The 14,210-nt window shown below is 43.8% G+C and carries 15 protein-coding genes and 1 pseudogene; 11 read left to right on the plus strand and 5 right to left on the minus strand.

Features of this window, described 5'->3' with window-relative positions; genetic code table 11:
- Positions 1-8 precede the first annotated feature (8 nt).
- From EAL2_RS02485 to EAL2_RS02500, 4 genes are read left to right on the plus strand one after another with little or no spacing between them, the layout of a single operon-like run.
- A complete protein-coding gene (locus EAL2_RS02485; protein ID WP_025434844.1) occupies positions 9-911 on the plus strand; it encodes an N-6 DNA methylase in 903 nt (300 codons plus the stop codon).
- Complete coding sequence (locus tag EAL2_RS02490) at positions 908-2,404, plus strand: type I restriction-modification system subunit M (protein ID WP_038601623.1); 1,497 nt, start codon at positions 908-910, stop codon at positions 2,402-2,404. The genes EAL2_RS02485 and EAL2_RS02490 overlap by 4 nt, the downstream gene beginning before the upstream one ends.
- On the plus strand, positions 2,401-3,558 hold the full coding sequence (locus EAL2_RS14700) for a restriction endonuclease subunit S (protein WP_025434846.1): 1,158 nt from the start codon (positions 2,401-2,403) through the stop codon (positions 3,556-3,558). Before EAL2_RS02490 ends, EAL2_RS14700 begins: the two co-directional genes overlap by 4 nt.
- Positions 3,559-3,560: 2 nt before the next feature.
- Positions 3,561-6,470: a type I restriction endonuclease subunit R gene (locus EAL2_RS02500; protein WP_038602237.1), complete on the plus strand. Its 2,910-nt coding sequence runs from the start codon at positions 3,561-3,563 to the stop codon at positions 6,468-6,470.
- A 155-nt stretch (positions 6,471-6,625) separates the two neighbouring features.
- Here EAL2_RS02500 and tnpC read toward each other — a convergent pair whose 3' ends face one another.
- The 5 genes from tnpC to EAL2_RS14705 all read right to left on the minus strand — a co-directional run bounded on the left by tnpC (position 6,626) and on the right by EAL2_RS14705 (position 10,543).
- A complete protein-coding gene (tnpC, locus tag EAL2_RS02505; protein ID WP_025434848.1) occupies positions 6,626-8,218 on the minus strand; it encodes an IS66 family transposase in 1,593 nt (530 codons plus the stop codon).
- 70 nt (positions 8,219-8,288) lie between these two features.
- On the minus strand, positions 8,289-8,642 hold the full coding sequence (gene tnpB / locus EAL2_RS02510; protein ID WP_025434849.1) for an IS66 family insertion sequence element accessory protein TnpB: 354 nt from the start codon (positions 8,640-8,642) through the stop codon (positions 8,289-8,291).
- A gap of 1 nt (position 8,643) precedes the next feature.
- Positions 8,644-8,967, minus strand: coding sequence for an IS66 family insertion sequence element accessory protein TnpA (tnpA, locus tag EAL2_RS02515; protein ID WP_025434850.1), 324 nt, complete (start codon positions 8,965-8,967; stop codon positions 8,644-8,646).
- A gap of 105 nt (positions 8,968-9,072) precedes the next feature.
- Positions 9,073-10,053 (minus strand): ImmA/IrrE family metallo-endopeptidase, encoded by a 981-nt coding sequence (locus EAL2_RS02520; RefSeq protein WP_025434851.1) that lies wholly within the window; start codon positions 10,051-10,053, stop codon positions 9,073-9,075.
- The gene (locus EAL2_RS14705; protein WP_025434852.1) at positions 10,037-10,543 is read right to left on the minus strand and encodes a helix-turn-helix domain-containing protein; all 507 of its coding nucleotides are present in this window, start codon (positions 10,541-10,543) and stop codon (positions 10,037-10,039) included. The genes EAL2_RS02520 and EAL2_RS14705 overlap by 17 nt, the downstream gene beginning before the upstream one ends.
- 268 nt (positions 10,544-10,811) lie before the next feature.
- On the opposite strand from EAL2_RS14705, the gene EAL2_RS02530 reads away from it, so the two are divergent.
- From EAL2_RS02530 to EAL2_RS02560, 7 genes and pseudogenes are all read left to right on the plus strand, one after another.
- A complete protein-coding gene (locus tag EAL2_RS02530; RefSeq protein ID WP_025434853.1) occupies positions 10,812-11,003 on the plus strand; it encodes a hypothetical protein in 192 nt (63 codons plus the stop codon).
- Between the two features lie 184 nt (positions 11,004-11,187).
- Positions 11,188-11,577: an RNA polymerase sigma factor gene (locus EAL2_RS02535; RefSeq protein WP_025434854.1), complete on the plus strand. Its 390-nt coding sequence runs from the start codon at positions 11,188-11,190 to the stop codon at positions 11,575-11,577.
- Between the two features lie 33 nt (positions 11,578-11,610).
- Positions 11,611-11,862 (plus strand): hypothetical protein, encoded by a 252-nt coding sequence (locus EAL2_RS02540; RefSeq protein ID WP_242842482.1) that lies wholly within the window; start codon positions 11,611-11,613, stop codon positions 11,860-11,862.
- Between the two features lie 113 nt (positions 11,863-11,975).
- Positions 11,976-12,395: an HNH endonuclease gene (locus tag EAL2_RS15630; protein WP_084480896.1), complete on the plus strand. Its 420-nt coding sequence runs from the start codon at positions 11,976-11,978 to the stop codon at positions 12,393-12,395.
- A 72-nt stretch (positions 12,396-12,467) separates the two neighbouring features.
- Positions 12,468-13,205: pseudogene (locus EAL2_RS16055) on the plus strand (SNF2-related protein); the annotation flags it as partial.
- 81 nt (positions 13,206-13,286) lie between these two features.
- Positions 13,287-13,751, plus strand: coding sequence for a C-terminal helicase domain-containing protein (locus EAL2_RS16060; protein WP_330375823.1), 465 nt, complete (start codon positions 13,287-13,289; stop codon positions 13,749-13,751).
- A 16-nt stretch (positions 13,752-13,767) separates the two neighbouring features.
- The gene (locus EAL2_RS02560; RefSeq protein WP_025434858.1) at positions 13,768-14,190 is read left to right on the plus strand and encodes a gp33 family protein; all 423 of its coding nucleotides are present in this window, start codon (positions 13,768-13,770) and stop codon (positions 14,188-14,190) included.
- The last annotated feature ends 20 nt before the right edge of the window (positions 14,191-14,210 follow it).

Genomic DNA, 14,210 nt, shown 5'->3' on the forward strand with positions numbered 1-14,210 from the left:
ACATTACCTTGACATCAGAGGGTACTGGCGGGATGCTGTTACAGGCACTTGCTCATGTAAAAGATAAAGGTCAGGATATAAGGACACTTGAACTATACGGGCAAGAAAGAAATCTCACCACATCAGCCATTGCAAGGATGAATCTGATTATTCACGGATTAGAAGATTTCGATATAGAACGCGGCGATACGCTACGTAATCCGATATTTAGAAACAGAAACCAACTTGCTACTTTTGACTGTGTTATTGCCAATCCGCCTTTTTCTTTAAAAAAATGGGGCTTGGAAGTTTGGGAGCATGATAAATGGAAGCGCAATGAATACGGTACCCCTCCTGCTTCATATGGAGATTTTGCATGGGTACAACACATGTTGAAATCAATGGCGCCTGCAACGGGACGTTTGGCTGTTGTTGTTCCGCATGGTGTATTGTTTAGAAAAGGTAGCGAGCAAACCATTCGTGAAAAGCTGATAGAAAATGACAAGATCGAAGCAATTATAGGTTTAGCAGATAACCTTTTTTATGGTACTAACCTTGCAGCATGTATTCTTATTCTTAAGCATAGGAAGCAGCCGGATCGCCATCGGAAGGTATTGTTTATTGATGCATCAACGATATATAAACCACAACGAGCGCAGAACATTTTAGAGGATGAGCATGTTACTCGTATCTTTGAATTATACAATCAATTTAGGGATGTTCCCCATATTGCACGCGTTGTCTCTCATGATGAAATCAAGCAAAATGACTGCAATCTAAGTATATCCCTATTTATCAAAAAAGAAGAAACGAAAGCGATACTTACATTAGATGAAGCCATATTAAATTTGCGGAATGCTATTAATATGAGCAAAGCTGCTGATGAAGTACTTAATAGGAAATTGGTTGAGATCGGGGTGATAGAGCAATGAGCGAAAAAAGACTGACACAAGCTGAATTGGAATCCCATTTAAAAGCCGCAGCTAATCTGCTGCGTGGAGATATTGATGCAGGGGATTATAAGCAATATATTTTCCCATTGCTTTTCTTTAAGCGTATCTGCGACGTTTATGACGAGGAGTATAATGAAGCAATGAAGGAATCCGATGGGGATGAAGAGTATGCTGCTGAAATATATGAGCACCGCTTTATAGTTCGTCCTCAGAACCATTGGAATGAGGTGCGTAAAACCACCACAAATGTTGGAGCAAGGATTAATAAAGCACTTCGCGGGATCGAATTCGATAATAAGGAAACCCTGACTGGTATTTTTGGTGATGCCAAGTGGACAAATAAAAAACGCTTGTCCGACGAGACTCTAAAGGAACTCATTGAACAGTTCTCTTTGATGAAGCTTGACAACACCCACGCGGGACTGGATGAATTGGGAAATGCGTATGAATTTTTAATTAAGTATTTTGCTGATGACAGTGGCCATACTGCTGCGGAATTTTATACTAATCGAACTGTCATTGATCTTATGACTTCTCTACTGGATATTAAGCCTGGCGAATCTGTGTACGACCCAACTTGCGGAACTGGCGGAATGTTGATGGTAACAGCGGCCCGCTTGAAAAAACTTGGAATGGAATATCGGAATTTACGGCTTTATGGACAGGAAATTAATATAATAACATCTTCTGTAGCGAGGATGAATATGTACCTCCATGGCATTGAGGATTTCGAGATAGCCCAAGGTGACACTTTGTCTAAACCATATTTTAAAGATAAAGATAAGCTAAAAACATTTGATGTTGTCTTAGCCAATCCGCCGTATTCAATTAAGCAATGGGATAGGGCGTTGTTTGAAAACGATCCTTACAACAGAAACGAATATGGAGTACCGCCACAAGGATGTGCTGATTATGCATTCTTTGCCCACATACTCAAGAGCTTAGATAAGAATACTGGTCGCTGTGCAATCCTCTTTCCTCATGGAGTTTTGTTTAGAGATTCAGAGAAAGAGATTCGTGCAAACATCATCAAGGCTGATAGGATTGAATGTGTTATAGGCTTGGGACCGAATTTGTTTTACAACTCACCAATGGAAGCCTGTATTGTTATTTGCAGAATGAAAAAACCAGACAAAACTAAAAATCGCATACTATTTATTAATGCGGTTAATGAAGTGAAACGTGAGCAGGCGCAGAGCTTCTTAGAGCCGGAGCATATTGAACGAATAGATAGAGCATACAAAGCATTTGAGGATATTGACGGTTTTTCAAAGGTAGTGAAAATTGATGAGATTCGGGATTGGAATCTTTCAATACCGCTTTATGTACGTAGTAACGGGGACACATCGACTGTGAATGACGCTTCTCTATTACAAGAAAAATATCTTGAATGGCGTCGTCATTCAGAGGGGTTATATCAGAAACTCGATGATCTGCTTGCGAAATTGACCGGTCAGGGGGTGAATGCATGAGCTTTTCGGAAATGAGATTTGATCAACTGGCTGATTGTATAACAACAAAGGTTAAACCGCAAGAGACAAATATAAATGTGTATTACGGGTTAGAACATTTAGAAGCAGATTCACTGAAAATCCGCAATAGTGGTGCGCCATCAGATGTTATCGGAGAAAAAATACATGCGTTGCCGGGAGATATTATCTTTGGAAAACGTCGAGCTTACCAGCGTAAACTAGGGGTCACAGATTGTGAATGCATAGCTTCTGCTCACTCAATGGTTCTTAGGGCAAAAGCGGAAACAGTTCTTCCTGAGTTTCTCCCATATTTTATGCAAAGTGACTTGTTCATGGAGCGGGCTATCATGATTTCAGAGGGTTCTTTATCTCCAACAATTAAGTGGAAAACCCTTGCTAAAGAGAAGTTCATGATTCCTGATAAGGATACTCAACGTAAAATTGCCGAGCTAATGCGGGCGTTCGACGAGAGCGTAGAAGCGCATTGCAATACCGTGCTGGCACTTCGTGCTATTTATTCAAGCAGTCGGATTGCTTTCACTGATTGTACAACCGTAACGATTAAAGATCTTGCTCGCCCTGATACCGATAAGAGTTTTATAGACGGAGATTGGATAGAGGCTGAATATCTATCTAAAAAAGGTATTAGGTTGATTCAAACAGGCAACATAGGAATCAATGAATTTATTGATAAAAACGACCAAAAATGGATTTCAGAAGCAACTTTTGATTTGCTACGTTGCACTGAAGTTGAGCCAGGAGACATACTCATATGTAGATTGGCCGACCCTGTTGGTAGAGCATGTGTTATTCCTGATCTTGGCACAAAAATGATAACTGCTGTTGACTGTACAATATTAAAGATTGATAAGTCAAAATATGATGCGGACTTCATTGCATATTTACTAAATACCGATGAATGGCTTGCTTTATGTAAAAGATTCTCACGCGGTTCAACACGTCAGCGAATAACCAGAAGCGCACTAGGTGATTTAACGATTCAGGTACCAAGTATTGATGAGCAAAGAGCATTTGCAAAGAAGATTGCAATAATAAAGGATGCGTTACTTGCAGAGCAAGCTGCTATCGAGAAAATAAAGGCATTAAAAAAAGAAACTATTACAAAGCTAATTTCAGGAGGTGATACACAGTGACAATGAACCACAGCGAGCCAAACACCATTGAACCATATGTCATTGAGCAAATCAAAAAAGCTGGATGGACGTATGTTCCGGCTTCGGGATTGAGCCGGAAGACAGATGAAGTGATCGACGAAAAGCTGCTGAAAGAAGCGCTCATTCGTCTTAATCCCGACATTGCCCGTGAACCGCAAAACGCTGACGAGGTTATATTTAAAATTAGGGCTGCTGTGCTAAGTCAGCGCAATGACGGATTAATATCCGCAAACGAAACTCTGATGAAACTGATTCGCGAAGAACCGTCCTTCCAGTTTGGAGAAGATGGAGATCATGTTTCAATCAAAATCATAGACTTCGATGATCCTGACAAAACAAAGAACAGCTATATTGTTACAAACCAATATACTGTTACAAACGGTACCATTGAAAAACGTCCGGATATCGTTATGCTCATTAACGGGATTCCGGTTGTAGTAGGTGAGATAAAAACAGCCTTCCGTAATGCCGTAACCTGGTTTGACGGAGCTTACGATATCACTGAGGATTACCAGCAAACTATACCGGATTTGTTTGTGCCGAATGTTATTTGTTTTTCTACTGAGGGAAAGGCTTATCGCTATGGTGCTGTGGGCACTCCACCCGATAAATGGGCACCGTGGCGTGAGTCCGGTCAAGAAGTTCTTGAAGTAGGGTTACGTAATTTAGACGCGCCGATTTTGCAGATGTTAAATACAGAAGCTGTATTGGACATTATGCATTTCTTTACCCTGTTCGCTACAGATGGTCGCGGTCAGAAGACAAAAATCATTTGTCGGGCACAGCAATTCTATGCAGCAAATAAAATGGTTGACCGTGTGAAACGCTCTACGGCAAAGCAGGGCTTAATCTGGCACTTCCAAGGGTCAGGCAAATCCTTGTTGATGGCTTTTGTTGCTCTAAAGTTGCGCCAAGATGAGGCTTTGCAAAACCCAACAGTAATCGTTGTCGTTGACAGAAAGGATCTTGATACGCAGATTACCGGAACTTTCAAAGCGACAGATATCCCCAATATGGAGCAAATAAAGGATAAGGCTCATTTACAGCAGCTTTTGGAAGCGGGCACTCGCAAAATATTAGTAACCACCATTCAAAAGTTCGCTGATTTCGATGGTATTGTTGACCGTCGTGACAATATTATCATGCTTGTCGATGAAGCTCACCGAACACAAGAAGGCGATCTTGCAATCAAAATGAGGACAGCACTTCCTAATGCATTCTTGTTTGGACTCACAGGCACACCTATTAATAGGCGTGATAGAAACACCTTCACAACCTTCGGTGCTCCTGATGATGAGGGAGGGTATCTCGACAAATACTCCATCGAGGATTCTCTTCGTGACAAGACAACGGTCCCGCTCCATTTTCAACCTCGTCTGGTTGAAATGAGAATTGACCGGGCCATTATCGATGAAGAGTTCGCTAAAATGGCTGACTCTCTCGACGAAGAAAGCATGGAAGAGCTCTCGAAAAGAGCTGGAAAAATGCCAACGATCGTTAGTTCGTCCGAACGTATTTATAAAATCGCTGAGGATATTGCCAAGCATTACACAGAGAATGTTGAACCGAATGGCTTCAAGGCTATGATTGTATGTTATGACCGTCATTGCTGTGCGGAGTATAAGAGGGCTATGGATACTCTCTTCCCTGCTGATGCGACCGATGTCGTAATGACGACAAGCAAGGGAGATCCGGCCGAATATCAGCAATGGGATCGAAAGAAAGAGGATGAAAGTAAACTGCTTGATCGTTTCCGTGATCCGGATGATCCGCTAAAAATACTTATCGTCACCGCAAAGCTACTCACCGGTTTTGATGCTCCAATCATGCAAGCAATGTATTTAGACAAGCCGATGAAAGGACATACGCTGTTACAGGCAATCTGCCGCATCAACCGTCCATATCCAAACAAGCATTTCGGACTCATTATCGATTATATCGGTGTATTTGATGAAGTTGCTAAAGCTCTAGAGTTCGACGAAAAGCAGGTTGAAAAGGTAGCGACCATTCTCGATGAGCTTCGAGATGAGTTTCCAATCGCTCTTGAAAAGTGTATGGAGTATTTCAAAAATGTTGACCGATCGCTTACTGGTTTTGAGGCACTGATAGCAGCCCAAGATTGCCTTCCGAACAATGAAATCCGCGATAAATTTGCTGTTGACTATAACTACCTGGCACAGCTGTGGGAAACATTGTCACCGGATCCGCTTCTTTCAAGATACAAGGACGATTATAAATGGTTGTCACAGATTTATGAATCTATCCAGCCATCAGGCGGAGTGGGTAGACTTATTTGGCATGCACTTGGCGCTAAAACCATAGAGATTGTTAATCAGAATGTGCATATCGATGCGATTCGAGATGATCTGGAAACCCTCATATTAGATGAAGAAGTGATCAAGGATCTCCTTGATAATCCTGACGAGACCAAGATCAAAGAGCTTGAGATCAAGATATGCACTCGACTTCGTAAGTACAAGAACAATCCAAAATTTAAGCAACTTGGGGAGCGTTTAGAAGAGCTGAAGCAAAAGTATGAAGAAGGCTTCTTCAACAGTCTCGAGTTTTTGAAGGGCTTGCTTGAAATTGCTAAAGATACAGTCGTTGCAGAACGCGATATTGAACCGGAAGATAATCGCAAGCAAGCAAAGGCTGCATTGACAGAGTTGTTTGAATCAGCAAAGTCAGAAAAGACGCCGATAGCAATCGAGATGTTGGTTACCGAAATCGATAATGTTGTTAACATAGTTCGGTTTGACAAATGGCAATGGACTAACGCTGGAACACGCGAAGTCAAAAAAGCCTTAAGAACGGCACTGCGTAAACAGGGATTACACAAAGACAACGAGCTGTTTGATAAAGCCTATAACTATATCCGCGAATACTACTAATCTAAACAGAAAAAGAACGCCGATAGGAAGCGATACTTCTTACTGGCGTTCTTTTATATGTAAGCGTAAAAGCGGGCACACCTTGCTAAGCCAGAAAAGCAACAAACAAGCCGCATCCCCTCATATAACAAGGGCTTGCGGCTTCTTAAGCTGAATCACGAGGAAGTAGGGGTATTCTCTTTTTGTGGCATGCGACAGTCATCTGGCAAAGTAGTTGACCAGGGCAACAAGCTGTCAATGACAATAGCATCGCTCGTGTCTACATTAGGTAACTGCTCAAATAGATAAGTCAAATAATTAAAAGGCTTAAGATTATTCTCTTTGGCTGTTTCGATAATACTGTAAATAATCGCACTGCCGCTGGCACCTCTGGGAGTATTGGAGAATAAGAAGTTTTTCCTGCCGATAACAAAGGACTTAATCGAGCGTTCACTGCGATTGTTATCTATCTCCAGTCGGCCATCCAATAGAAAATTATTTAGGTTCTCCCATTGATTTAGGCAATACGTAATCGCCTGCCCAAAAGCACTTTTAGGTAGGGTCTGTTGCCGCTGTTTCTTCAGCCAAACATAGAAATCATCCAGCACCGGCTTACTTAATTTCAGCCTTTTTTCATACCGTTGTTTGTCCGATATATCTTTTATTTGCCGTTCAATGGCAAACAGTTGATTACAGTAATCCAGTCCCGTACTGGCTGCCACCGGCTTGTTTTTCTGCGTTGCTGGTAGGGCCTTAAGTGCCTCCGTGAATTTCCTTCTTGCGTGTGCCCAGCAACCAATCAAGGTTACATTGTTTAATTGTCCATAACCACTGTAACCATCGGTCTGCAAATAACCTTTAAAACCAGTCAGGAAATTGGCCGGATGTTTGCCAGCTCTGGTAGTCCGGTAATCATAGAGAATAATCGGCGGACCATCTCTCCCGGTACGATACAGCCACATGTAAGATTTGGAATCCGCAGAACGTCCAGGTTCTCTCAGTACCTGCAAGGTGGTTTCATCGGCATGCAGGATATCATGTTGAACCAGCTGCTCATGCATCCGGTCGTAAATTCGTTTAAGCCACGGATCCGCGGCATTAAGCAGCCAATTGGCCATTGTCTGCCGCGATAAATCTATCCCCAAACGGGAAAACTGCTGTTCCTGCCGATACAATGGCAGGCTGTTGGTGTACTTCTGATCCATTATGTAAGCCAGCATGGAAGGGGAAGCCAGACTACCCGGTAAAATGGGCCTGGGCATTTGTGCTTTAATAATCGGTGTGGTTATGTTTTTTTGCTCGCACCGGCGGCAAGCGTAGATGTGTTGGACATGTTTGACTACCAACACCTGGGCCGGAATTATTTTGAGCTCCTGCCTTATTTGGGTGCTCATCTCATGCAGAGCCCCCTGGCAACAGGGACATATTTGTTCATGTTCTTCCAGGCGGTATTCAATCACTTCCACCGGCAGGTCTTTAAGCAACTCTGCTCTCTGCCCGGTCTGCTTTTTCCGCCGCTGATAGGTGATGGTTTCCAGGGTTGGTTCTTCCACCTGGGGGTTGGCAGTATCTTCAGCCTCATTGAACAAGTTAAGCTGCTCTGTTTCAGTCTTCTCGCTGGAAGCGCCAAATTGTTTTTGGCGGCTTAAACGAAATTGCTCTTCATACCACCTCAGCTTGGCATTTAGTTCAGCGATCTGATGCTCCTGCTGCATGATTTTGTCATTTAGTTGTTCAATAGTTCGGGCTGAATTTTGTTGTGTCATAATATAATTATACCAGAAAAATAGCTAATTTTGGGCCTTATAGGGCCAAATTCCCTCAAAAACAGGCGTTTTTCTAGAGAATAGTGCGGCCAGTAAATACTTTATGTGCCTGGGGTTGTTTGAGTTGCAGGCCGTCCAGCAGCCAGCGAAATTCCCGATAGTCAATGCCGATTACATCGCCCTGATCTGCCGGCCACTTAAATTTTCCCCGCTCCAGGCGTCTGTAATGCAGCCAAAATCCATTATGCTGCCATTGTAAAATCTTGAGCTTGTCCCGTTTGCGATTGCAGAATACAAACAGGCACTGACTGAAGGGGTCCAACGAGAAGTTTTCTTTGACTAGTACCGCTAGCCCGTCAATCGATCTTCTTAAATCGGTGTTGCCGCTGGCTAAGTAAACCTGCCTGTTTGATACTTCACTTATCATATTATATTGTCTGCAGAACCTGGATAATCTCTCGCAAAAGGCTTTGGTCAAATCCTTTGCGGAGCTCGACTGCTGCTTTCCCTATATGAACAGTGATCAAGTCACCGACAGGACTTACCTGCTTGCTAAGCTGCAAATCCAGGGGCAGCCATTGCACGGGTGGTTGTGTTTTTTCATCCTTGTCAGTGCGAAGTTTCTTGCGCCAGTAATAAAACTGATTCTCTCTGATTGTCTGCTCTTTGCACCAAGTTGTTACGCTTTGACCGCTGGCTTCGTATTGGGCTAGACGCTGTTCCCACAGATTGTCAAGTTCATTGCTGATCATTCCTGAACATCCTCTCGTTTTTATATGTTCAGGTTATTTTCGCATCTTTGTGATTGTATTACCATGTGCTTAATTTTTGACGCTTACCTTCTTACTGGCGTTCTTTTATATTTCATCCCGATCAAACAGTAAACCGAAACGGGTTTTATATACAGGCCCTCCGCATTGCTCGCAATAGCGTGCATCTTTGTCACCGATGTATCCACAAGGAGTTGTCGGGTGACTGATAGGTTCGGCAAAGAGATGTGTTCCACATAACTTGCAGAAAAGTGCTTCTTCGGCTATGTGGGCGTTTCCGCAGTTTGGACAATAGGCGTAACGACCATCCTTATTGATATCAGGTGTAGGAAGGAACGCAGGTAATTCAGGCTCGGGATTCCTTTGAATTCTACTGTGGATTCGTAACGTTGATTCGTCTGCACATATTGTCCTGAATTCAAGGAATTTTGTAAACGGAGGAATAATGCTTAACATTGAATCATGCAGTTTTCGCTTATCGTCAATAAGCTCGCGGATTGCCCGTTCTCGGCTATCTGCTGCCTTTCCTGATAAACCACAGATATCCTGCAATTCGGCAGAAGCATGGCAACCAATGCGGTAAACAATGAATTTTGGAGCTAAAAGTTCACCGGCAAAAATATGTGCTTCTTGCTCTATCTTATTGTATTCCTCGTCGGACAGCGACCATTTAGTTATCGATACTTTCGAACTGGATAGGTGACCTAAAACTATATGACCAAGCTCGTGCGCTACTGTCCAGCGTATGCGTCCATAAGGTTCAACTTGTTCATTTATTACAATTGAATATTTCCCGGTATCCGGGTCATAAATTGCTAGGCCGTCTTCTCCGTAGATTACGTCATCTATGAGAGATTGACGGTCTATTTTTGTTTCTTCAGACAATTCTTCGATTGTCACTATTCTGATTTCAACGTTGTTTGCTTCAGCATAATTGTCAACTAGCTCGAAGATATCAACAGGAAGCCAGTCAACCCCGTATTTTTTAATAAATTCATGCGCAGCTTCTGTGGCGAAGGCGTAATCAACGCCGCCATCACCTAGTTTCTTACTACTTTTTGAAGGCATCTGGATACAACGACTCCAATACTTTTCGAATTTTGGTCAGTTCTTCGTCCGGCAGATTTTCTGTTGCACGAAAGATGGCACGCAGATCTGAATTTTGAATCAAATCAATAATTGTCTCCCGTTCTGCATCTCCACGAAGAGCTAACTTTACCTTTTTTAATGCTTCTTCACTTACATTGCTTTGATTATCACGATCGCGGCCAGCTGCGCGTAGCTCCACGTCCATGTCTTCTTTCGCATCAGCGGTAACTGAAAAAGCAATAGCGGCTTTACCAAGTTGTTCATCAATTTGAATTTTCAAAAGTGTATCTAATGGTATGTCAAGAACAGCGGCAATTTTTGCTAAGGACTCTGCCGACGGTTCACGCAACCCGTTTTCAACATAATCAATGAAAGACTTAGACATGCCAGTTTTCTCTGCTAATACTCTTGCGGGTATTTTGTTTTCTTTCCGCAAGTTTTTAATATATTGGCCGAGTTTCTTTCCCATGCGATGACCTCCTTTCTCGGAGATACAACTCCTTGTAGTAATAATAACATAGTTCCCACTTTAAGTAAAGAATATTCATTAAGAAGACTTGTTTTTAAAATATGTCTGTGCTACAATGAAATTACCACCAATAGTGGTAATTAAAACTCAGTATTATACTGATTGTGTTAGCGATAACCGTGCGTTGCATACCGCTTTCGCAGAAATATATTACCACAAGCAGTAATAAAAATCAAGGTCTTTATGACAGAAAGGAGGTTAAAAGCCTATGAGTAATACAATTCATTTTCCCATCGTCGTGCAGTGTCCATGGTGTGAGAAGGGCGAAACTCTTGCGGACAAGCCAGCTGACATTAAGATCTCGTGCCAGTGTCCAAGATGCGGTCGCATCTATCATGTAGATTTTTCAACATTGAAAGTTGAAAAGGCAGCGGCAATACGAAGAAAAAGAGGAGCTTAACGCGAATCTCATGACAACTGAATAGTAGTTACTGACTGAGTCACTTGGGGCTATAAACAGCCACCACTAAGGCCGGAGTAGCGCTGGAAACAGCGGATACTTGCGGCCTTTTTCCGTTTCATCAAGCATCTTCGATATCTCCTGTTTCCGGCTCTCCGGAAAAACAAAAAGGAGATATCGAACAATGAAATATGATTACCACTTCAACAAAGAAACCATCACTATCGAAGTTCAAGAGGGCGATTATGACATACTCATCGAGCTTGACCGATTGGAACGCAATGTCAATCAAAAAGAAACCCGCCGACATGCTTCACTGGACGCATTTAATCTTGACGGGAATCTATTCCCAGCAAACGTGGATGTCGAAGCCGAATGTATCAAAAACGAGGAATACCAAGTGCTGTATAAAGCCATTGACCAGCTTTTGCCGCAGCAGCAGGAGCTCATCAAAAAAGTTTTTTTCGAGAAGCGCACCATCGTAAGCATCGCCCGTGAAGAAGGCGTCGGCGAAAGCGCAATACGCGATCGACTAAACCGCATTTATAAAAAACTGAAAGAAAATCTGAAATAGACCCTGCGGATTCGCTTCTGCCGTGAGCTACCTATGGAGAGAACAACAACACCGCTCTCCAGAAAAGAGGTAAGAGCGATGAAGCATGAGCTAAAAATCAGCATCCGTAGGGCACCGTTTGAAGGTAGTGTTGTTAAAAATCAGACGGTCACCCTACGGGAGCGGCTTCTGAAGCGAATGTTTGGCGAAAAGCACAGGGTGATGGTAATCGTCCCCGGCGATAGCGTTGAGCGTGTATCGATTTCAGAGCTGCCGGAGGAGGGTAACGAAGATGAACGAGCGTGACCCCACTCCGAAAATCCCAATGACTATTAAGGCGAAAGCCTACCGCCATCAAATAGAGGCCTTCAATTTCGTTTGTAAGTGTTTTGGCCTCTTTGCGGAGGGAGGTGCTTCCGATGCCAAAGGTCGAGGTGACCTGCCGGATTTGCGGCAAGCCTTTCCTAAAGCCGGAAACCCAAGTCTGTGAAAATAATTTCTGCTGTGTAGAGCATTTTCGTCAGTGGAATTCGAAGCGCATGTCGGAATACAACAGCAGCACCAATCCCATGAACCAACCCGGCGGCGTAATGGAAGCACGTATCAAACGCAGTCATGCTATGCGGGGTACTGGTGAAGGCAAAGCTTATAGAAAATTACTGGGAAAGCATGAACACCGCAGGATTGCTGAAGCGATACTTGGCAGGCCGCTTAAAGAAGGCGAGGTTGTCCATCACCTCGACGGGAACAAGCTGAACAATGATCCAGCAAACCTTGAAATTTTACCCTCACAAGCAGAACATGCAAGGATTCATTTTTCAAAGAAGAAAGCGAGGTGATGCATATGAACATTTCCAAAGGCTGTGGAGCTGCACTCCTGATGGAAATGGGTTAACTAAGGCACAGGAAAAAGCCTTACAGCCATCGCTGTGGCGGGAGCGCTGTATGACGAAAATCGCATACGCCGCGTTCTGATTGTCGCACCGCTATCCATCTTAGGTGTCTGGCAGGAGGAATTCTCCAAGTTTGCGGCCTTTGACTATAACCTTGCGGTGCTGACCGGCTCCGGTGCAAAGAAAATCGATACCTTAAGACACCTGAATGGCGATGCGCTTCAGGTCGCGGTTATCAACTATGAATCAGCGTGGCGGCTGGAAAAGGAGATTGCTGCGTGGCATCCGGAACTGATCATTGCGGATGAAGGGCACAAGATCAAAACCCATAACATAGCGGCAAGTAAAGCCATGCACCGACTTGGGGCCGGAGCGCGGTACCGGCTGTTATTAACTGGCACGCCGGTGACCAACAAAGCCATCGATGTGTTCAGCCAATACAAGTTTTTAAATCCTGCAATATTCGGTCAAAGCTTCTATGCCTTCCGGAATCGGTATTTTAACATGGTTGGTTACGGTAACCATACACCGGTACTTAAAAAGTCGATGGAGCGGGAACTGACCGAGCGGATGCATTCCATTGCATATCGTGCCACAAAAGCAGAGTGTCTCGATTTACCGGATATAACAGATATCGTTCGCAAGGTCGAGCTGGAGCCGCATGCGATGCGTCTTTATCGAAATCTTGTCAAGGACAGCTATGCGGAGCTTTCAAAGGGCGAGGTTACGATTACCAACGTTCTGACGAAGCTGTTAAGGCTATCCCAACTAACCGGCGGTTTTTTAGGCAGTGATGAGAGCGCATCGACTGAACAAGTCAGTACGGCCAAGCTGGAGGTGCTGGAGGATATTATCGATTCAGCTTTGGAAGAAAACCAGAAGCTGGTTATTATTGCGCGCTTTGTGCCGGAGTTAAACGCCATTTGCAGGCTGCTGGATAAAAAGGGTGTGCGTCACTCGCTCATCATGGGCGGCGTGAAGAACCGCGACGAACAGGTATCACAATTTCAAAATGATCCCAATGTTCCTGTATTCGTTGGGCAGATCGCAACGGCGGGTCTTGGCATCACACTTACGGCGGCCAGCACCATGGTGTTTTATTCGCTGGATTATTCCATGAGCAACTTTGAGCAGACAAAAGCCCGGATTCACCGAGCAGGCCAGCGAATGCCCTGCACCTACATTTATTTAACAGCCACCGGAACAGTAGATGAGAAGGTCTTAAAAGCACTGAAGAACAAGGCTAATCTTGCAAAAATGCTGGTGGACGATTACAGAACGGGACTGAATCCATTCCAATAAGAGAGAGGAGATACCTATGTACGATTCAGAGAAAATGTTTGAACTTGCAGATCGCCTGAAAGAACTGCGAGACACGAAAAAGGAGCTTGAGCAGCAGCTAAAGTCAATTAATACCGAGCTTGACGAAGTGGACTTTAGCTTGGCAACAGCCATGCTGGAATCAGAAACACAAAACTTTACCCGCTCCGGCGTTATGTTTTGCCTAACCAACACAACCCGCGCATCTGCTGCAGCGGACCGCAAAGATGAGCTTTTTGCAGCCTTGCGCGCTGAAGGTTTTGGCGGGCTGATCTATGAGACCGTTAATGCCAATTCACTATCTGCTTTCGTAAAAGAGCAGATCGCGGAAAACAACGATACCCTTCCGGACTGGCTAAACGGGCTGGTAAATGTATTTGAAAAAACCACTGTGGGCGTCCGCAAGGCGACCCGTAAATAAGAAAGCGAGGAAAAAAGACT

Source organism: Peptoclostridium acidaminophilum DSM 3953 (genome assembly GCF_000597865.1).
GTDB lineage: Bacteria > Bacillota > Clostridia > Peptostreptococcales > Peptostreptococcaceae > Peptoclostridium_A > Peptoclostridium_A acidaminophilum.

Coding starts and splice junctions, on each gene's coding strand:
- EAL2_RS02490 (WP_038601623.1), top strand. CDS start 908: ATGAGCGAAAAAAGACTGACACAAGCTGAATTGGAATCCCATTTAAAA.
- EAL2_RS14700 (WP_025434846.1), top strand. CDS start 2,401: ATGAGCTTTTCGGAAATGAGATTTGATCAACTGGCTGATTGTATAACA.
- EAL2_RS02500 (WP_038602237.1), top strand. CDS start 3,561: ATGAACCACAGCGAGCCAAACACCATTGAACCATATGTCATTGAGCAA.
- tnpB (WP_025434849.1), bottom strand. CDS start 8,642: ATGATAAGTGAAGTATCAAACAGGCAGGTTTACTTAGCCAGCGGCAAC.
- tnpA (WP_025434850.1), bottom strand. CDS start 8,967: ATGATCAGCAATGAACTTGACAATCTGTGGGAACAGCGTCTAGCCCAA.
- EAL2_RS02520 (WP_025434851.1), bottom strand. CDS start 10,053: ATGCCTTCAAAAAGTAGTAAGAAACTAGGTGATGGCGGCGTTGATTAC.
- EAL2_RS14705 (WP_025434852.1), bottom strand. CDS start 10,543: ATGGGAAAGAAACTCGGCCAATATATTAAAAACTTGCGGAAAGAAAAC.
- EAL2_RS02530 (WP_025434853.1), top strand. CDS start 10,812: ATGAGTAATACAATTCATTTTCCCATCGTCGTGCAGTGTCCATGGTGT.
- EAL2_RS02535 (WP_025434854.1), top strand. CDS start 11,188: ATGAAATATGATTACCACTTCAACAAAGAAACCATCACTATCGAAGTT.
- EAL2_RS02540 (WP_242842482.1), top strand. CDS start 11,611: ATGGAGAGAACAACAACACCGCTCTCCAGAAAAGAGGTAAGAGCGATG.
- EAL2_RS15630 (WP_084480896.1), top strand. CDS start 11,976: ATGCCAAAGGTCGAGGTGACCTGCCGGATTTGCGGCAAGCCTTTCCTA.
- EAL2_RS02560 (WP_025434858.1), top strand. CDS start 13,768: ATGTACGATTCAGAGAAAATGTTTGAACTTGCAGATCGCCTGAAAGAA.